We start from the raw sequence: 19,492 nt of genomic DNA on the forward strand, positions 1-19,492 counted from the left end.
TCTGGCCGAAGCGGCGAAGGCAGTCAGCCTTCACCGCTTCGGCATAAGGCTCTCCTCGAGAGGATTCACGTCTGGGCATTGCAACTCCTGAACGGTCAGGTCGTTGCGACGTTCACTAGAACCCGAGAGCGACACACGCCATTTCTCAGGAAGAGCCCGGGGTGATCCGCTCAGCCTCAGTCGTAGAAGACCGGTGCGTTCGGTCCCAGCGGCAGATCCAGTCCCATCCAGCCCATCGTCATCAGGGTCCAGACCGCCATGAAGGCCAGGGAGTAGGGGAGCATCACGGAGATCAGCGAGCCGATGCCCACGCGCTTGTCATATTTCTGCGCCACCGCGATGACCAGGGCGAAGTAGGTCATCAGTGGGCTGAGGATATTTGTGCTGGAGTCAGCCACACGGTAAGCGGCCTGAGTGAACTCGGGTGAGATGCCCAGCTGCATCATGATCGGCACCATGATCGGGGCGAGCATGGCCCACTTGGCCGAGGCCGAACCGACGAAGAGGTTGACCACGCCCACAAAGACGATGAACAGCAGGACCAGCGGCACACCGGTCAGGTTGATGGACTCCAGCCAGTCGGCGCCGAGGACCGAGACGATCAGACCCAGGTTGGACTGATCGAAGAAGGCGATGAACTGACCGGCGGTGAAGGCCAGGACCAGGAACATGGCCATACCGGCCAGCGTTCGGGAGAGGTGATCCACCACATCGGTGTCATTGCGGACCGACTTGGTGACGATCCCGTAGACCAAGCCGGGCACGAAGAAGGCCACGATGATCACGACGACCAGCGAGCTCATGAACGGCGACTGGATCACCGCTCCGTCCTCCCCGCGCAGCGGCGCGTTCTCTGGGACGACGAGCATCATCATCAGGCCCACAGTGACCAGCAGGGACGCGCCGGCCCAGAGCATACCCCGCTTCTCGACCTTAGTGATGGTCAGGGTTTCGGAGTCCTGGCCCCTCAGGACACCCTCGCCCTTCCAGGCGCCCAGTCGAGGCTCCACGAGGAACTGGCTGACCAAGGTGCCGGTGATGGCCAGCACGGCAGTGGAGACGATGATGAACCAGTAGTTCATCGCCAGATTCATCTGTTCCGCGTATGCGGGATCCAACGTGGCGGCAGCCTCGATCGTCAGCTCACCGAGCATGACGTCGGTGCCGGAGAGCAGCAGATTCGCACTGAAGCCGGCCGAGACGCCGGCAAAGGCTGCGGCGATGCCGGCCAGCGGGTGTCGGCCCAGAGCCATGAACAGGATCGCGGCCAGTGGGGGCAGAACCACGTAGCCGGCGTCGGAGGCCACGGAGGACATGATGCCCGCGAATACGATCCCGAAGGTCACCAGGAACTTGGGGATGGAGAGGATGAAGCTGCGCAGCAGGGTACCGATCAGACCGGTCTGCTCGGCCATGCCGATGCCGATCATCGTAGCCAGCACCACGCCCAGCGGGGCGAAGTTGATGAAGTTGTCCACTGCGGAGGTGAACATCCATTCGATGCCGCTGGAGGAGAGGAGATTGTAGACCTCGACCTCCTCTCCCTCCAAGGGGTCCTGGACGGAGAGGCCCGCCTGAGAGAGCACCCAGGAGAGCAGCACGACAGCGAGGGCCAGCAGGGCGAAGAGCGTGACGGGATGGGGCAGTTTGTTGCCCGCATACTCGACGCCGTCGAGGAAGCGCTGGAAGATCCCGTGGCGCCGCTTCTTCTCCGCGGCAGAGGTCTGCTCAGTGCTGGGTGTCAGATCGTCGCCATCCGGCACAGAAGAATCTGGTGTTTGGGACATGCCCGGGATTCTTCCACGGAATTGCCGAACCTGCACTGGTGCCGGCGGATTGATTGCTCATCCGCCGGCGTCGGGAGTTCAGTCTCCGTAGGTGTTGGCGATGTAGACGTCGCAGGTGGCGTTGTGCGAGACCGAGTTGGCCACGCTGCCGAGCACGCGGGTGACGCCGCGCATGCGTTGGTTGCCGACCACGATCATGTGGGCGCCGACCTTATCGGCGTAGCTGATCAAGGCTTCGGCAGGCTTGCCGTGGGCGGAGGCGGGCACAAACTTCTGACCGGGGGTGCGCAGCTTCTTCACCACCTGCTCGGCGATGTAGAGGGCGTTGTCCGCGCTGGAGACCTCCCACTGGTCGGAGCCGGAGTTGGTGTGGGCGATCTTGTCCTCCGTGTGCGCGGAGACCACGTGCAGGGGTGCCCCGAGCTTCGCGGCAAGCTCTTTGGCCGTCTCTGCGGCCTTGTGTGCGGTGGGGCTGCCGTCGACGCCGACGATGATCGGACCGGTCATGATGCTGCTCCTCTTTTCGACCTATGATCAGACTTATATGTGATGCACAGCACTATAGCTGAGGGATCGAGCCTGCGGGGGTTACGCGGAGATCCTTCTCCACGTGGCATCGCGCACGGTGACCGGGAGGTGATAGATGCTGGTGGTCGCCGAGATGTACAGATCCCTGCCATCCTCTCCGCCGAAGCAGAGATTGGCCACCACCTCCGGTACCGGCAGATGCCCCAGGTGCTCACCCTCAGGAGTATAGACGTGAACGCCGTCAGCCGCTGAGCACCAGATTCGTCCTGACTCGTCCACGCGGAGCCCGTCAGGGATGCCCGCGGGGATCTCGAAGAGGGTCCGGCCGTCGGTGCAGCGCACAGCACCGCCTGCACCGTCAACTCCTTCGGCGCGCTCCACGCGGTAGGTGCGGACATGCCGGTTTCCCACGCCCTCGAGCTTGCGCACCGCTGAGGAGTCGGCCACGTAGAGCGTAGTGCCGTCAGCGGAGAAGGCGAGCCCGTTGGGCTCCTCCATATCGGTCACCACCGGATCCAGGCGGCCCGACGCCGGCTCGTAGCGGAAGACATAGCAGGCGCCGTACTCCATCTCACCGGGATGCCCCTCCCCCGGCGAGGTGAGGCCGTAGTGCGGGTCGGTGAACCAGATGGAGCCGTCATCGTTGACCACCACGTCGTTGGGCGAGTTCAACCGGACGCCGCCCCAGGAGTCCACCAGCGGCTCCACGATGCCGCCGCGGTCAGCCTCCACGCGGCGCAGGCCGTGGGAACACTGGACCGCGTAGCCGTCGGGGTGCCAGGTGCGGCCATTGGTGAACTCCACCGAAGTGCGGTATTCGCTCATCTGACCCTGAGCGGGATCGCCGGCGTCGGGGGTGAACTGCAGGATGCGGTCGCCGTGGATGTCGGACCAGCGCAGCACGCCGGCGTCGGGGATCCAGCAGGGCCCCTCGGACCAGGTGGCGCCGGTGGCCACCTGGGTGAGCTGGGCGCCGGGTGGGGTGAGGTCATCGGGAAGGGTGTGCATGGGGTCTCCTCTCATCGGCGGCGGAGCCGCTCCAGCTGGGTGACGTGCCGGGGCTCCAGCTCGGCGATCTCGGAGACCTCCAGCAGCTTCATGGTCCGCACGATCTGGTCCTGCAGGATCTCGATGGTGCGGTCCACGCCGGGCCGGCCGCCGGCCATGAGCCCGTAGAGGTAGGCGCGGCCGATGAAGGTGAACTTCGCGCCCAGCGCCAGGGAGGCCACGATGTCGGCGCCGCTCATGATGCCGGTGTCCAGCGTGACCTCCAGGTCCTCGCCGACTTCGCGCACCACCTCCGGCAGCAGATGGAAGGGCACCGGCGCACGGTCCAGCTGACGCCCGCCGTGATTGGAGAGCACGACGCCGTCCACGCCGAGTTCGGCGAGCTTCTTCGCGTCCTCCACCGTCTGGACACCTTTGACCACGATCTTGCCGCTAAAGAGGTCGCGGATGATCTTGAGGTCCTCGAAGGAGATGGAGGGGTCGAAGGCCTTGTCGATCAGCTCGGCCACGGTGCCGCCGGTGGAGGTCAGCGAGGCGAACTCCAGGGGCGGAGTGGTCAGGAAGTCGATCCACCACCAGGGGCGCGGGATGGCGTTGAGGATGGTGTTCACGCTCAGCTGCGGCGGGATGGAGAAGCCGTTGCGGGTGTCCCGCAGGCGGGCCCCGGCCACCGGGGTGTCCACGGTGAAGAAGAGGGTGTCGAAGCCGGCGTCGTCGGCTCTGCGGGTGAGCTCATAGGAGATCTCCCGGTCCTTCATGACGTAGAGCTGAAACCAGTTGCGGCCCTGCGGGTTGGCGGACTTCACGTCCTCGATGCTGGTGGTGCCCAGTGTGGAGAGGGTGAAGGGGATGCCCGCGGCTCCCGCCGCTCCGGCGCCGGCGGTCTCGCCCTCGGTCTGCATCAGCCGGGTGAAGCCGGTGGGCGCGATCCCGAAGGGCAGCGCGGAGGGGCCGCCGAAGATCTGGGTGGAGGTGTCCACGGCTGAGACGTCGCGAAGGATGGAGGGGTGGAACTCCACATCCTGGAAGGCCTGGCGGGCTCGACTCAGGGACAGCTCACCCTCGGCGGCGCCGTCGGTGTAGTCGAAGGCGGCCTTGGGGGTGCGGCGCTTGGCCACCTTCCGCAGATCCTCGATGGTCAGAGCGGCGTTGAGGCGGCGTCGGGAGGCGTTGAGATCGATCCCCTTGAACTTCATCAGCGGCGCGAGATCGCGGGGCTTGGGCACCTGGCGCTGGACGCGGGCGGCGGACTTTGGTTCATTCATCTCGCGCTTTCCTCTCTGGCACGACCTGCCGAATCGGCAGGCGAATACGTTGCGATCCGCTGCGAGCGACGAATCAGCGACCGCAGGTCGGACAGCCCACCGCTCAGTGTTCCCGCGGTTCGGGCCTGGATCAATAGGTTTCCCAATGCTGTGGCCTCCACCGGCCCGGCCATCACGGGCAGCCCGGAGCGGTCCGCGGTGGCCTGGCACAGCAGCGCGTTCTGCGATCCCCCTCCGACCATATGCACTGCATCGGGCTGCCGGCCGGAGAGTCGCGCCGCGTCATCCAGCGCTCGGGCGAAGCCGGCGGCGATGGACTCCACGATGCTGCGCACCAGCTCGGGCCGGGTGGTGGGCACCGGCAGGTCCTGCTCGGTGCACAGCGCAGCGATCCGGGCGGGCATATCCCCGGGTGCGACGAACCGTTCGTCCTGGACATCGAAGACGACGACGGCGTCCGTAGGAACTTCGGCGGCGGCTTCCAGCAGCGCGGTGAGGCTGGGCTCCGACGCCCCCGCCGTCGCGGCGTCCTGGCGCGCCCAGGTGCGCAAGGTCTCGGAGAGCAGCCAGGTCCCCATGACGTTGGTCAGGAAACGGGTGGTGTCGTCCACCCCGCCCTCATTGGTGAAGTTGGCCTGCCGGGCGGCCTCAGTGACCACCGGGGCGCCCAGCTCCAGGCCCACCAGCCCCCACGTGCCGCAGGAGATGTAGGCGGCGTCCGGGCTGGAGAGCGGGGTGCCCACCACGGCGGAGGCGGTGTCATGGGAGCCCACCAGGGTCACCGGGTGCTGCCCACCCAGGGTCTCGGCGAGCTCGGCGCGGGTGACCCCCAGCGTGTTCCCCGGGGCGGCCACCTCGGGGAACACGCTGGGGCTGATGCCCAGCTGGTCCATCAGCTCGGTGTCCCACTGCTGGGTGCACACGTCCAGGAGCCCAGTGGTGGAGGCGTTGGTGGCCTCGGCGCGGCGCTGGCCGGTGAGCCAGTAGCCCAGCAGGTCCGGGACCAGCAGCAGCTGCTCGGCGGCCTCCAGCATCGGTTCGGCGGCCAGCTGGTAGAGGGTGTTGAAGGGCAGGAACTGCAGGCCGTTGCGTCGGTAGAGCTCGGCGAAGGGCACCTGCCGGTGGGTGGCCTCCACCCCGGCGGCGGTGCGGGAGTCCCGGTAGTGGAAGGGGGTGCCCAGCAGGGACATCGCCTCCCTATCGTTCCGGTCCGCACCTGGACCAGCGCTGCGCAGCAGCCCGTAGTCCACGGCCCAGGAGTCGATCCCCACCGAGGCCAGCCCAGCCCCAGATCCTGCCCCGGCTTCCCGGACCACGGTCTGCTGGGCAGCGGCGATGCCGGCCAGTGCCTGCTCGTAGAGTCCCACCAGGTTCCAGTGCAGCCCGTCGGGCAGCGGCACCACCCCGTTGCCGAAGCGAGCCGCCTCTGCCAGCTCAAGCGTGTCCGGACCCACTCGACCCAGCACCACCCGGCCGGAGGAGGCCCCGAGGTCCACCGCCGCATGATGGGTGACCGACGTCGTCGTGCTCATCTGCGCTCTCCTGCCCTGTCGTCTCAGCGCAGGAAGGCCGCGGCCACGCCGGCGTCCACGGGCACGTGCAGGCCGGTGGTGTGGGACAGGTCCTGGCTGAGCAGCACGAAGGCGGCGTTGGCCACGTTCTCCGGCAGCACCTCGCGCTTGAGGATGGTGCGCTGGGCGTAGAACTTGCCCAGGTCCTCCTCGGCGATGCCGTAGGTCTTGGCGCGGTTGGCGCCCCAGCCGGAGGCGAAGATGCCCGAGCCCTGGACCACGCCGTCGGGGTTGATGCCGTTGACGCGGATCTGATGCTCGCCCAGCTCGGCGGCCAGCAGCCGCACCTGGTGGGCCTGGTCGGCCTTCGTAGCGGAGTAGGCGATGTTGTTGGGGCCGGCGAAGACGCTGTTCTTCGAGGAGATGTAGAGGATGTCTCCGCCCAGGCCCTGTTCGATCAGCGCGTTCGCGGCGGTCTTAGACACCAGGAAGGAGCCCTTGGCCATCACGTCATGCTGCAGGTCCCAGTCCTTGGCGGTGGTCTCCAGCAGGGACTTGGACAGGCTCAGCCCGGCATTGTTGACCACGATGTCCAGGCCGCCGAAGGCCAGCAGGGTCTCCTCCACGGCCTGCTGGACGGCGGACTCGTCGGAGACGTCGACGGCGACGCCGACGGCCTGATCCGGTCCGCCGATCTCCGCGGCGGCCTCCTGGGCCTTCTGCAGGTCCAGGTCCGCGATGGCGACCACCGCACCCTCGGCCGCCAGGCGCTGGGCGATGGCCTTGCCGATGCCCGAGGCGGCTCCGGTGACCAGAGCGATGCGGGTGGCGAGCTCCTTGGGCTGGGGCATGCGCTGGAGTTTGGCCTCCTCCAACGCCCAGTACTCGATGCGGAACTTCTCGCGCTCATCGATGGGGGCGTAGCTGGACAGGCCCTCGGCGCCGCGCATGACGTTGATGGCGTTGAGGTAGAACTCGCCGGCCACGCGGGCGGTCTGCTTGTCCTTGCCGAAGCTGAACATGCCCACGCCGGGGACCAGCACGATGGCCGGGTCCGCGCCGCGGATGGCCGGGGAGTCGGCGTCGGCGTGGCGGTCGTAGTAGGCCTGGTAGTCCCTGCGGTACTCCTCGTGGAGCTCCTTCAGCCGGGCCACGGACTCCTCGATGCCGGCCTCGGCGGGCAGGTCCAGCACCAGGGGCTTCACCTTGGTGCGCAGGAAGTGGTCCGGGCAGCTGGTGCCCAGTGCGGCCAGGCGCAGGTGCTCGGCGTGGGCCAGGAACTCCAGGACGGCCTCATCGTCGGAGAAGTGGCCCACCTGGGGCTTGTCCGCGCTGGCGATGGCCCGGATGGTGGGGATCAGGGCGGCGGCCTTGGCTCGGCGCTCGGCGTGCCCCAGGGGCGCGTAGCCCTCCAGGGGTGCACCGAAGGGCTCGGGCTTCGAGTGCTCGGCGATGTAGGCGGCGGCGGTGTCGATGATCCACAGCGAGTTCCGCTCGGACTCCTCGGAGGTCTCACCCCAGGCGGTGATGCCGTGACCGCCGAGGATGCAGCCCACAGCCTGCGGGTTCTGCTCCTTGATCTCGGCGATGTCCAGGCCGAGCTGGAAGCCGGGGCGGCGCCACGGGACCCAGACCACCTTGTCGCCGAAGATCTTCTGGGTGAGCTCCGGGCCGTCGACGGCGGTGGCGATGGCGATGCCGGAGTCCGGGTGCAGGTGGTCCACATGGGCGGCGTCCACCAGGCCGTGCATGGCGGTGTCGATGGAAGGGGCGGCGCCACCCTTGCCGTGGAGGCAGTAGTCGAAGGCGGCGACCATCTCGTCCTCGCGCTCCACGCCGGGGTAGGTGTCCACCATGGCGCGCATCCGGTCCAGGCGCAGGGTGGCCAGGCCGGACTCCTTGAGGGTGCCGAGGTCTCCGCCGGAGCCCTTGACCCAGAGCAGCTCCACGTACTCGCCGGTGACGGGATCGCGGTCGGTGCCCTTGGCGGAGGTGTTGCCGCCGGCGTAGTTGGTGTTCTTCGGGTCTGCGCCCAGCCGGTTGGATCGGGCGATCAGGGCGTCCACTGCGGGGTTGGTCATCGTCTGCATGCCTCTCTTACCAACTCATCTGGGTTCCGCCGACGCGGTCGGCCTCGATCGTCTCCTGGTGCCCAGAGGCCGCATAGGCCTTCATCGGCTCGGCGGGCAGCCCGCGGGACTCGCGCCAGGCGGCGAGGTCGCCTCGGACGTCGGTGTAGAAAGCGTCCATGAAGGTCTCATGGGCGCCGAGCACATCGCCGGCCTGCTGGGCCTCAGCCAAGGCCTCGCGGTCCACCAGCAGGGCCCGGGCGGTCATCTCCTGAACGTTGAGCACGCTGCGGATCTGACCGGGGATCTTCTTCTCGATGTTGTGGCACTGGTCGAGCATGAAGGCCACTCCGGAGTCCGGCTCATAGCCGCCGCCGCGGATGACCTCGAAGAGGATCCGGAAGAGCTGGAAGGGGTCCGCGGAACCCACGATGAGGTCATCGTCGGCGTAGTTGCGGGAGTTGAAGTCGAAGGAGCCCAGCTTCCCGGCGCGCAGCAGCTGGGCGACGATGAACTCCACATTGGTCGAGGGCGCGTGGTGGCCGGTGTCCAGGCAGACCACGGCGTTCTCCCCCAGGGCCTGCACGTGGAGCAGGGCCGTGCCCCAGTCCGGGACGTCGGTGTGGTAGAACGCCGGCTCGAAGATCTTGTACTCCAGCACCAGGCGCTGCTCGGCGTCCAGCTCAGCGTGGATGCGCTGCAGGGAGTCCGCCAGCCGGTCCTGCCGGGAGCGCATATCCGCCTGTCCGGGGTAGTTGGAGCCATCGGCCAGCCAGATCTTGAGGTCTTTGGAGCCGGTGGCGTACATGACCTCGATGCACTGCAGGTGGTGGTCGATGGCCTTCTGCCGCACGGCCTCGTCGTGGTGGGTCAGACCGCCGAGCTTGTAGTCGTCGTCCTGGAAGGTGTTGGAGTTGATCGTCCCGATGGCGACCCCCTGGTCCTCCGCATGCCTGCGCAGGGCGCTGAAGTTGTCCACCAGGTCCCAGGGGATGTGCAGGGCCACCTTGGGCGCCAGCCCGGTGAAGCGGTGGACCGTGGCGGCGTCGTCGATCTTCTCCTCCACCGTGCGCGGGGTGCCCGGGGAGCCGAAGACCTTGAAGCGGGTGCCAGAGTTTCCGTAGGCCCATGAGGGGACCTCGATGGCCTGGTGCTCCAGCTGCGGAGCAATATCGTCGAATGTCGTCATTGAGCCCTCACCACGTAGCGCGAACGCTTATTAAATCGTTTCAATTCTGCTCAGCACTGTATGGCATGGCTCACAAGGTCGTCAATAGGAGCACCCCGGGTATCCTGAAATGCATGGCATTGGCGCAGGTCCGGGACGTGGCAAAGCTCGCAGGGGTTTCTCCGGCCACCGTCTCGAACGCACTCAACCACCCCGAACGCGTCTCCGCCTCTACGCGCCAACGCATCCAAGAGGCCATCGACGAGCTCGGCTACGTCCGCAACGATGCAGCGCGCCAGCTGCGAGCCGGCAGCAACCGAGCAGTCGGGATGATCCTGCTGGATGTGGGGAACCCCTTCTTCGCCGAAGTCGCACGCGGAGCCGAGAATCAACTCACCACCAGCCATCGCCCGCTCCTTCTGAGCAACAGCAACCAGGATGCAGAACGGGAAGCAGCCCAGCTCGGCCTGTTTGAGGAGCAGCGCCTGGCCGGCGTCCTGGTCACCCCTGTAGGAAATGTTCTCCACCGCCTGCGGCGACTCAAAGAACGGGGAACGGCAGTTGTCATCGTGGACCGCAAGACCGGCGCCGACGAGTTCTCCTCCGTCTCCGTAGACGACAAGCTCGGAGGCCGTCTCGCAGTGGATCACCTCCTCGAGCGCGGCCGGCAGCACATCGCCATGGTCGGTGGGCCGCAGAACCTCCGGCAGATCAAACACCGCCTTCAGGGGGCCCAGCAGCGAGTCCAGCAGTCTGACTCGGCCACACTGACCTTCCACGAAACGCCTACGACAGACGTAGCCGCCGGACGCCTGGCAACCCTCGACATCCTGGCCAAACCACGCAGCACTCGCCCCGACGCGATCTTTGCCGCCAACGACCTCATCGCTCTCGGCGTACTCCAAGAGTTGGTTCGAGCAGGCGTCTCCGTCCCTGACGACATCGCCCTGATCGGCTACGACAACATCCAGTTCTCCGCTTCGGCCACAACTCCGATCACCTCGATCCGCCAGCCCGCAGAAGAGATGGGCTCACGTGCGGCGGAACTTCTCTGCGATGTCATCGACAAACCCGGCGCACCCGTACAGCACACCGTCTTCCAGCCCGAGATTGTTGTGCGCGAGTCGACGACCGGAGCGTGAGCAGCGCACCCCGAAACCTAGGCCGCCCCAGCACACAGCCACTGGGCTGAGGGGCCCGCGACCGGAGACCGGCCGGCTAGCCCCTCAGCCCAATCTGCCAAAACCCGAAGCCAAGAGAACAGGTGTCACTTCAACGCATTCGGGCTGCTGCCTTCAGACACTCACGACAGCAGTCTGGCGGTGCTCACCAGCCGCCAGCACCTGCTTCTCACCGCCGGGAAGCGCCAGCTCCGCCTCAACACCTTCGGGAATCTGCACCCGGTAATGCACGACATCGCCGTCACGCTCCCAAGCACTGCGAACCTGCCCATACCTTGTATCCACCGAGACGTCCGCCCAGGTGATCGCGTCCTTCACACGACCTTCGGGCACCAGCGGCCGAATCCGCACCCGGGCATAACCAGGCTCAGCGATCTCGATGCCGCCGATCGCCTGATACATCCACTCAGCCACAGACCCCAACGCATAGTGATTGAAGCTCGTCATCTCCCCCGGATTGATGGTCCCATCAGGCAACATCGAATCCCAGCGCTCCCACACAGTGGTTGCCCCCATGGACACCGGGTACATCCACGATGGGCATTCCTCCTCCAACAGCAGGAGGTAAGCGTCCTCGACGTGACCAGTGCTGCTCAAGGCTTCCGTGATGTACGGGGTGCCGGCAAAACCTGTAGACACGCGATAATCAGCTTCCCGAACAAGCTCGCTGAGCCGCTCCCCCGCGCGCTCACGCTGCTCAGGCGTCAAGAGGTCGAAGACGATGGCCAACGTGTAGACGGTGGTGCAGTCAGACATGATCGTGCCGGATGCATCGACGTACTGATCCTGGAAGGCCTCTGCCACGCGTCGCGCAAGGTCCGAGAATTCGGCCGCTTCGACGTCACGGCCCAGCAGCTTCGCTGCTTCCGACACCATGCGGGCACTCCGCACCACGCATGCTGTCGCAACGACGCTTGGATTTGCTTTGGCCGCAGCAGGTTCGTGCGGCGAGGCATCCGGGTCCAGCCAGTCACCGAATTGGAAGCCGGTGTCCCACACGCCGGAATCCGAGAGAAGAGTTTCGACACGACGGACATGCCCCGTCATCGACTCGTACTGGTTCCTGAGAATTTCGACGTCTCCGTAGGCCTGATACAAAGCCCAGGGAACCCAGACGGCCGCATCGGACCAGATCGCGGTTGAGTTCAACGGCTCGAACTCTTCGGGCGCGCCCTGATACTTCAACACATCCGGCACGACAAAAGGCACGAGATCCTGAGCCGCCCTCTGCTCGGCAGCCAGATCGCGCAACCAATCAGCAAGGAAGCTCTTCACGTCATAGAGCCGAGCGGCGGTCGGCGCGAATACAGAGATATCCCCTGTCCACCCGAGTCGCTCATCCCTCTGTGGGCAATCAGTCGGCACATCCAGAAAGTTCCCCTTCAAGCCCCAGACCACGTTCTGGTGCAACTGGTTGACCTTCGGATTGGACGTCCTGAAGTGGCCTGTCCGAGCCATGTCCGAATGGACGACGACGGCCTCCAGATCATCCGCCGTCAGCTCTCCGGGCCAACCGGTCACTTCGACGTATCGGAACCCATGGAAAGTGAAGGTGGGCTCAAAGAAGTCCTCCTGACCCGACAGCACCAGTCGGTCAGTAGCATCCGCATGACGCAAGGGCCGCGTACCCAGCTCACCATGCTCAAGCACTTCGGCATGCTTGAGCACGACCTCTTGTCCCGCTGCCCCTGATACTCGGAAGCGAAGCCATCCCACCAGATTCTGACCGAAATCGACCAGCGTCCTTCCTGACGGAGACTGCCAGATCTTCACCGGCCGGAGGCTTTCCTGACGCCGGATCGGCGGACCGAAGGGAGCTGTCAGCCGCGTTTCAGCCTGCGGCTGGAGAGATCGGACCGGCCCCCACGGCCGCGCAGTCTCCACCCCATCGGCCCATCCTTCATCGCAACGCCTGCAGTCGATGGTCTGCCCGTCGTACAGATCATCATGAAGGATCTCGGAGCCCTGGCTCTGCCACGAATCGTCCGTGCCGACTGTCTGTTCATGACCATCCTCGTACCTGATATCCAGCTGCAGCAGAACACCTCGCTCGTTGCCATAGAGATTCCGGCGCTCCTCCCAGCCCAACTGCCCGAGATACCAACCGTTTCCGACCACAGCTGCAAGGACATGAACTCGCCGGTCGCTGTCCGCCAGTCGTTCGGTCAAGTCATAGGTCTGATACCTCAGACGCCACTCGTAGCTCGACCAACCGGGAGCCAGCACATCGCTGCTGACAGGCGTTCCGTCCAGAAACGCCTCGTATACGCCGAAAGCAGTCGCACGCAGAGTTGCCTGGATAACCCGGCCATGGCCCTCTTTCAAGGCGAAACTCTTCCGGAAGCGTGGCGCGGAACCATCGGGCTCTTGCGGCCCGATGAAGTGAGCATCCGGGTTCCACACCGACTCTGAGGCCGACGAGGTTTCCGACTGAACGGATTGAGACATGGGGAACACCTTTCGATTCAGACAGATCGCTGGTCTATGACTTTTTAATTGACGGACGCACCGGCTTCACCTCGAACGCTTGCTGGTGCATGAACTCCGACCTCTTTCTCTCCCTGCAAGACCTTGGGCATGCGAGCGATCCAGAAGAACCCGATACATCCAGCAGTCAGCAGGCACGCGCCCAAGAAGTAGAAGAGGACGTCTGCGCCATATTCGATGATTCCGGGGGTCACCAGCCCCACTCCCGCCGCGACGAACCGTGTGAATGAGATGGCGATGCTCTGCGCAGTGCCACGCAGCTCTGTGGGAAAGAGCTCCTGGGACCACACCTTGAACAAGGGCTCGCCAGAGATGACACCGGCAATCCCATAGATGAGACCGAAAATGACCAGAGTAATGATGGTGACGCCGATCAAAGCTGGGACCAACGCCGCAAATACTGCTGCAACCGTTCCCAACGCGAAACCGATCATGCGATATCGACTGTCCACAATCCGCATCAGGAAGAATGTCGCCAACACCCCAACTCCCAGTCCGACGAGGTTCATGGATGCGGCCATTCGCACATCCGACCCCGCGACGTTGACATACAAGTAGGTGGAAAACTGCCCATTCGTATTCGCTGCGATGTTCGTAATGCCATAGAAGAGGCCTATCGCCACCAAAGCCGGCAGGTACCTCTTCGAAAACACAGTGCGCAGAGAGGTGGCGTCCACCGAGCCCGAGGAGACCGCGTTCATCCGACTCGTCCACAACTGCGACTCTGGCAGGCCCCATCTGAGAATCAGGACGAGCAGACTCACCAGGAGAAGGTGCCCATACATGATGCGCGCACCCTCCGCACCCAAGTCTCCGACGAAGAGTCCGAAGACATGAGCCGCCACGATTCCAGCCATCCACAGCACGTGAGAGAAGGTCACCATCTTTCCTTCATCACCCTCTGGAGCCGCTTCTGCAATCATCGCGAGCGAAGGCGGCAGGTCTGCACCGGCGCCGAACCCGATGAAGATGATTCCGAGATAGAGCAGACCGACCCCCGGAGCAAGCACCAAGAAGAGTGCACCCAGAGCGTAGAGCGCGATGGTCAGAGTGAAGATCCGCTTCCTGCCGAAACGATCGGACAACGGACCACCGACCAATGCGCCGACAGCGATCATGATCGTCAGCAGTGCCGACAACTGGCCGAACTGAGCGCCAGTGATGCCCCAGCTGTCCTGATAAAGCACCAGAGCAGTGCCTGTGGTGACGATGGCACACGCATCCAGGTACGAGGCCATACCGGCGACTCCTGCCGTGTACCACGAGCGCCAGCGTTGGGATCGGCGAAGTTCAGTGGCCATGGGCTCGCTCCTTTGCGATGAAGAGACAATGCGCTCACGTGACTCAGGACACGTGACTTCAGTCACTACATGCTAAGCGCGAATTGAATCGATTTACAAGGGGGCGCGATGAACTTTCCGCTCCATCAGCGCCCTGGAGGACTAGTTCAGCTACCTGATCAGCGCTTTTCCATAGATCGATTTAATCGAGGGCTCCCCCACCGGTCACTAAGCCGGCTCACATCGTCAACAGCCAGGCGGCCAGCAGGGTCACCGGCAGCGCCAGGAAGGAGCTGGCGAAGATGACGTCCTTCGGCACGCTGGTGGGCATGCCGTGCTGGAGTCCGAAGATATAGACGTTCTGCGCCGTGGGCAGAGCCGCCATCGCCACGACGCCGAGCAGATCCGTGCCGGAGAGCCCGAAGATCGGCCCCGCCAGCACCCAGGCGATCAGCGGCATCACCGCCGCCTTGCAGAGGGTGCTGACCAGGCTCTCAGCCAGGTGCTCACGGGAGCGGAAGGGCTTCTCCTTCCACAGCGCCATGCCGAAGATGATCAGCATCAGCGGAATGGAGGCCTCACCGATCATGGTGATCGGCTGCCAGAGGAAGGCCGGGGGCACCTCGCCCACCAGGGAGATCACGCTGCCCACCAGCACGCCGAGCGTGACCGGGTTGAACAGCGAGCGCAGGATGGTGCGGCCGCGGGAGGACCCGGAGACGTCGTCGCCGTCGGCACTGGCGATCAGACCGAAGATCACCAGATAGAGCGGGGCGAGCACCAGCAGCTGGGCCAGCAGCACCGCCACCACTGGGGCGGTGCTGCCCACCATGTAGAGCGCCACCGGGGCGCCGATGTTGCCGGCGTTGACGTAGCTGGAGGCCATCGCGCCGACGGCGATGTCCCGCTTGGCTCGGCGGGCCAGCAGTCCGAAGAGCGCGAAGCACAGCCCTGTGAGCAGCGCGATGGCCAGCGCCAGCGGGGCGAAGAGCCCGGCGACCACCCGCACATCGGTGTCGGCCACCAGGATGATCATCAGACAGGGATTGGTGATGTAGTAGACCAGCGGGGTGGCGCCCTGCTGGATCACCTCGGCCCGGCGCGGACGCCACGCGGCCGTCACCGCGCCGGTGGTCATCAGCACGGCGACGACGGCAAAGCCGAGGAGGATCCCTTCCATCTACCCGCCTCCCGCGCAGATCCCGTCGTGTGAGAACTTTCTCAACGCACCATACAGGGCTTCTTCGGATCGAACTCCCACCCTGGGACCAGATACTGCATGGCGACCGAGTCGTCACGGGCACCCAGGCCGTGCTCCACGTAGAGCTCATGAGCCTCGGCCAGGCGATCCCTGTCCAGCGTCACGCCGAGACCGGGCGCATCGGGCACTGCAACGGCACCGTCGCGGATGACCGGCGGCTCCTCGGTGAGGCCCTGCCCGTCCTGCCAGATCCAGTGGGTGTCCAAAGCGGTGATCTCCCCGGGGGCCGCTGCGCCCACCTGGGTGAACATCGCCAGGGAGATGTCGAAGTGGTTATTGGAGTGCGATCCCCAGGTCACCCCGAAGTCGTGACAGAGCTGGGCCACACGCACCGAGCCGCCCATGGTCCAGAAATGCGGATCCGCCAGCGGGATGTCCACTGCGTTGCTGCGGATGGCTGCCGCCATCTCGCGCCAATCGGTGGCGCACATATTCGTGGCCGTGGGCAGTCCGGTGGCCCGCTTGAACTCCGACATGATCTCGCGGGCGGAGAAGCCCCCTTCGGCGCCACAGGGATCCTCAGCATAGGCGACCACTCCGCGCAGCCTCCGGCCGATGCGGATCGCGTCCTCCAGCAGCCACCCTCCGTTGGGGTCCAGCGTGATGCGCGATTCGGGGAACTCTTCGTGCAGCGCGGTGACCACGTCTGCCTCGACGTCGCCGTCGAGCACGCCGCCCTTGAGCTTGAAATCACGGAATCCGTAGCGCTGCTGAGCCGCCTTGGCGAGCTCGATGACGCCTTGGGCATCCATGGCTTCTTCACGACGCCGACGGCTCCAGTCGTCGCCCTCGCTCTCCCGCAGGTAGGGAAGATCGGTGGCGTCAGGGTTGCCGACGAAGAACAGGTAGCCCAGCATCGGCACGCTGTGCCGCTGCTGACCTTCGCCCAGGAGCTCAGCCACTGGGACGCCCAGATACTGGCCGTGGAGGTCGAGTATCGCTGACTCGATGGCGGTGACGGCGTGGACCGTGGTCCGCAGATCGAAGGTCTGATTGCCGCGCCCGCCGGCGTCGAGGTCTGCGAAGGCCTGCGAGATCTCCCGCAGCAGGGAGCGGAACCGCGCCACCGGCTGGCCAGCGATGCGACGGCCGGCCTCGTCGATGGTGCTGGCGATCTTCTGCCCGCCGGGCACCTCTCCGAGCCCGGTCCGGCCCTCGTCATCCGTGATGATGACGACGTTTCGGGTGAAGTAAGGGCCGTGGGCGCCGGAGAGGTTCATCAGCATCGAGTCGTACCCGGCCACGGGCACGACTTCGACCTGGGCGACAGTGGGACCTGCTGCGGTCATCCTTCCTCCTTCTGAGCCACAACCCAGCTGCCGTCCACACGGCGCGTCAGGTTCCACGGGTTCGCGTCCTGGACGGCAGCAGGCTGCAGAGCCTCAGGAGCATTCTGATAGACCACGGGGCGCAGGAACCGCTCGATCGCCAGAGTGCCCACGGAGGTGGACCGACCGTCGGAGGTCGCGGGGAACGGCCCGCCGTGGACCATCGCATCCCCGACGTCGACGCCGGTGGGCCAGCCGTTGATGAGCAGTCGCCCGGCCTTCAGCTCCAGGAGCTCGACCAGGGTCTCAGCTGCCGCGACGTCAGCGTCCTGATCGGTGTCCAGATGCAGCGTGGCGGTCAGCTGCCCCTCGATGGACTCGGCCACCTGGTTCAGCTGCTCGGAGGAGCTATAGCGCACCACCAGGCAGACTGCGCCGAAGATCTCCTCAGAGAGCTCCGAGGTCTCGATGAAGGTCTTCACGTCGGTGGAGTAGACCGCCGGCGCGGGAGCGTGCTCGGTCTGACCGTCTGTGCCGCGGCCGACCTCAGAGACTCCCGGCAGGCCGGAGAGCTTCTGCTCACCCTCCACGCGGGAGGAGCAGATGCCCGGAGTCAGCATGGTCACTCCGGCCGCCTCACTCAGAGCCGCCTGCACCTGCTGGATCAGGTCGTCACCATCAGAGCCCTCGGGGACGAACAGCAGCCCGGGGGCGGTGCAGAGCTGGCCGGCAGAACCGTTCAGCGAGGTGACGAAGCCTTCGGCCAAGGCCTTCCGGTCCCCTGCTGCTGCGGAGGGGAGCAGGAAGATCGGGTTCACCGAGCTCATCTCGGCGTAGACCGGGATCGGCTCCTGACGAGCGGCAGCTGTCTGCATCAGTGCGGTGCCGCCGCCGCGGGAGCCGGTGAAGCCGACTGCCTTGATGCGCGGGTCAGCCACCAGCTTCTGGCCGACATCGGTGCCGCGGCCGTAGACCAGCGAGAAGGTGCCCCGTGGGAGGTCATGTTCGGCCACTGCCTCTGCCAGCGCCTGGCCGACCAGCTGGCCGGTCCCCGGATGCGCGTTGTGCGCCTTGAAGACCACCGGGCATCCTGCGGCGAGCGCCGAGGCGGTGTCGCCGCCGGCCACGGAGAAGGCCAGCGGGAAGTTGGACGCGCCGAACACGACCACCGGGCCCAGCGGGATCCTGCGCTGGCGCAGGTCAGGACGCGGGAGCGGCTTACGGTCGGACAGCGGCGGCTCGATCCGCACGCCCAAGTGGTCACCTGCTGCGGCGACGCCGGCGAAGAGGCGGAGCTGATTCACCGTGCGCGCCAGCTCGCCCTGCAGGCGTGGCTGGGGCAGCCCGGTCTCGGTCATCGCCGTGGCGACGATCTCCTCGCCCCGGGCCTCGATGCGATCAGCGGCAGTGCGCAGGAACGCCGCCCGCGCCTCAGGGGCCAGTCTGCGGTAGGTGGGGAAAGCCTCTGCGGCGGCCTGTGCGGCCTCCTCGACCTGCCCCTCCCCCAGCAGCGTGAATTCAGGTCCGGTCTTCTGGTTCTGGGCCGGGTCCACCGCCTGGGTGCTTCCGGCGGTTCCCTCCACCGGAGTTCCGGCGACCAACGAATGGTAGACAGTCTCGTTCAGGGTGCTCATCTGGACTCCCTCAGTTCTTCGACGGTTTCAGGTCAGACTGCTGCGGGAGCGACGCTCCCGATCAGAGTGTTGAGCATCTTCTGCTCCTCGGCGGAGAGGTCACGCAGGGGCGGCCGCACCGGACCGGCGTCGCGGCCCACAGCGCGCAGGCCGGCCTTGACGATCGAGACCCCATAACCGTTTCCGCGGTCACGGATGTCCAGGTAGGGCAGGACGAAGTCCCGCAGCTTCTCCTGCACGGCCTGCTGATCCTCGGCACGGACGTTGCGGTAGAACTCAAGGGCGAACTCGGGCAGGAAGTTGAACATGGCCGATGAGTAGGTGCTCATCCCCATCTTCAGCAGCGACAGCGCGTAGGTCTCTGCCGTGGGCAGCCCGCCCAGGTAGAAGAGCCGGTCACCACAGGCCGCTGTGACCCGTGCGAGCTGCTCGAAGTTCCCGACGCCGTCCTTGAAACCGATGAGGTTGGGATAGGCCTCGGCCAGGGACGCCACCGTGTCAGCGCTGTAGATCGCATTGGCGCGGTTATAGAGGATGACGCCCAGATCGGTGGACTCAAGCACCGCGGCGGCATGAGCTCGCAGCCCCTCCTGGGTGGTCTCGGTGAGGTAGGGCGGAAGCAGGAGCAGACCGTCGGCGCCGGCGGTCTCTGCCATCTGGGCGAATTCGACGGCCTGGGCAGTGTTGCCGGTGGCTGAACCGAGGACGGGCACTCCGTCCCGGACGGTCTCCGCCGCAGTGGAGACCACCAGGCGGCTCTCCTCCAGGGTCAGGGAGAAGCCTTCTCCGGTGCCTCCGGCGACGAACAGCCCGCCGATGTCATAGCTGGACTGCCACTCGAGGTGCTTGACCAAGGCGGACTCATCGACGGCGAGGCTCTCGGTGAACGGTGTCACGGGGAACGACAGCAGGCCGTCTTTGAGGGTCTCAGCCAGGTCGGCGGGTGAGTATTCGGGCATCTGGACCTCCACATTCTCGGACGTAATGTGACTCACGCTACGAGCGCCCTGTCATGCCTGTCCAAGCCTTGTTTCGTATAGTCCGA

Annotated in this window: 14 protein-coding genes; 1 reads left to right on the top strand and 13 read right to left on the bottom strand. The window is 65.6% G+C overall.

The features are described 5' to 3' along the window. Positions 1 to 176: 176 nt before the first annotated feature. The 7 genes from IEW85_RS00005 to rhaI all read right to left on the bottom strand — a co-directional run bounded on the left by IEW85_RS00005 (position 177) and on the right by rhaI (position 9,357). Entirely contained in the window at positions 177 to 1,787 is a 1,611-nt protein-coding gene (locus tag IEW85_RS00005) for an AbgT family transporter (RefSeq protein WP_188681936.1), read from the bottom strand. A 78-nt stretch (positions 1,788 to 1,865) separates the two neighbouring features. Then, a complete protein-coding gene (locus IEW85_RS00010) occupies positions 1,866 to 2,294 on the bottom strand; it encodes a universal stress protein (protein WP_188681937.1) in 429 nt (142 codons plus the stop codon). 81 nt (positions 2,295 to 2,375) lie between these two features. Next, positions 2,376 to 3,323, bottom strand: coding sequence for an SMP-30/gluconolactonase/LRE family protein (locus IEW85_RS00015; protein ID WP_188681938.1), 948 nt, complete (start codon positions 3,321 to 3,323; stop codon positions 2,376 to 2,378). A gap of 11 nt (positions 3,324 to 3,334) precedes the next feature. Next, positions 3,335 to 4,588 (bottom strand): alpha-hydroxy acid oxidase, encoded by a 1,254-nt coding sequence (locus IEW85_RS00020; protein ID WP_188681939.1) that lies wholly within the window; start codon positions 4,586 to 4,588, stop codon positions 3,335 to 3,337. Further along, positions 4,585 to 6,120, bottom strand: coding sequence for a rhamnulokinase (locus IEW85_RS00025; protein WP_188681940.1), 1,536 nt, complete (start codon positions 6,118 to 6,120; stop codon positions 4,585 to 4,587). Before IEW85_RS00025 ends, IEW85_RS00020 begins: the two co-directional genes overlap by 4 nt. A gap of 23 nt (positions 6,121 to 6,143) precedes the next feature. After that, on the bottom strand, positions 6,144 to 8,189 hold the full coding sequence (locus IEW85_RS00030) for a bifunctional aldolase/short-chain dehydrogenase (RefSeq protein WP_373286530.1): 2,046 nt from the start codon (positions 8,187 to 8,189) through the stop codon (positions 6,144 to 6,146). 7 nt (positions 8,190 to 8,196) lie between these two features. Next, positions 8,197 to 9,357 (bottom strand): L-rhamnose isomerase, encoded by a 1,161-nt coding sequence (gene rhaI / locus IEW85_RS00035; RefSeq protein WP_188681942.1) that lies wholly within the window; start codon positions 9,355 to 9,357, stop codon positions 8,197 to 8,199. A gap of 113 nt (positions 9,358 to 9,470) precedes the next feature. On the opposite strand from rhaI, the gene IEW85_RS00040 reads away from it, so the two are divergent. Further along, positions 9,471 to 10,478: a LacI family DNA-binding transcriptional regulator gene (locus tag IEW85_RS00040; protein ID WP_188681943.1), complete on the top strand. Its 1,008-nt coding sequence runs from the start codon at positions 9,471 to 9,473 to the stop codon at positions 10,476 to 10,478. Between the two features lie 153 nt (positions 10,479 to 10,631). Here IEW85_RS00040 and IEW85_RS00045 read toward each other — a convergent pair whose 3' ends face one another. The 6 genes from IEW85_RS00045 to kdgD form a co-directional block, all read right to left on the bottom strand. Then, a complete protein-coding gene (locus tag IEW85_RS00045) occupies positions 10,632 to 12,965 on the bottom strand; it encodes an alpha-L-rhamnosidase (RefSeq protein WP_188681944.1) in 2,334 nt (777 codons plus the stop codon). A 44-nt stretch (positions 12,966 to 13,009) separates the two neighbouring features. Next, complete coding sequence (locus tag IEW85_RS00050; protein WP_188681945.1) at positions 13,010 to 14,305, bottom strand: MFS transporter; 1,296 nt, start codon at positions 14,303 to 14,305, stop codon at positions 13,010 to 13,012. 217 nt (positions 14,306 to 14,522) lie between these two features. Further along, on the bottom strand, positions 14,523 to 15,464 hold the full coding sequence (locus IEW85_RS00055) for an AEC family transporter (RefSeq protein WP_188681946.1): 942 nt from the start codon (positions 15,462 to 15,464) through the stop codon (positions 14,523 to 14,525). Between the two features lie 41 nt (positions 15,465 to 15,505). Then, on the bottom strand, positions 15,506 to 16,834 hold the full coding sequence (locus IEW85_RS00060; RefSeq protein ID WP_188681947.1) for an enolase C-terminal domain-like protein: 1,329 nt from the start codon (positions 16,832 to 16,834) through the stop codon (positions 15,506 to 15,508). Continuing rightward, entirely contained in the window at positions 16,831 to 18,447 is a 1,617-nt protein-coding gene (locus tag IEW85_RS00065; RefSeq protein ID WP_188681948.1) for an aldehyde dehydrogenase (NADP(+)), read from the bottom strand. Before IEW85_RS00065 ends, IEW85_RS00060 begins: the two co-directional genes overlap by 4 nt. Positions 18,448 to 18,479: 32 nt before the next feature. Then, positions 18,480 to 19,406: a 5-dehydro-4-deoxyglucarate dehydratase gene (gene kdgD, locus IEW85_RS00070; RefSeq protein ID WP_188681949.1), complete on the bottom strand. Its 927-nt coding sequence runs from the start codon at positions 19,404 to 19,406 to the stop codon at positions 18,480 to 18,482. Positions 19,407 to 19,492: the final 86 nt, after the last annotated feature.

This window comes from Nesterenkonia cremea, from assembly GCF_014642675.1.
Taxonomy (GTDB): Bacteria; Actinomycetota; Actinomycetes; order Actinomycetales; family Micrococcaceae; genus Nesterenkonia; species Nesterenkonia cremea.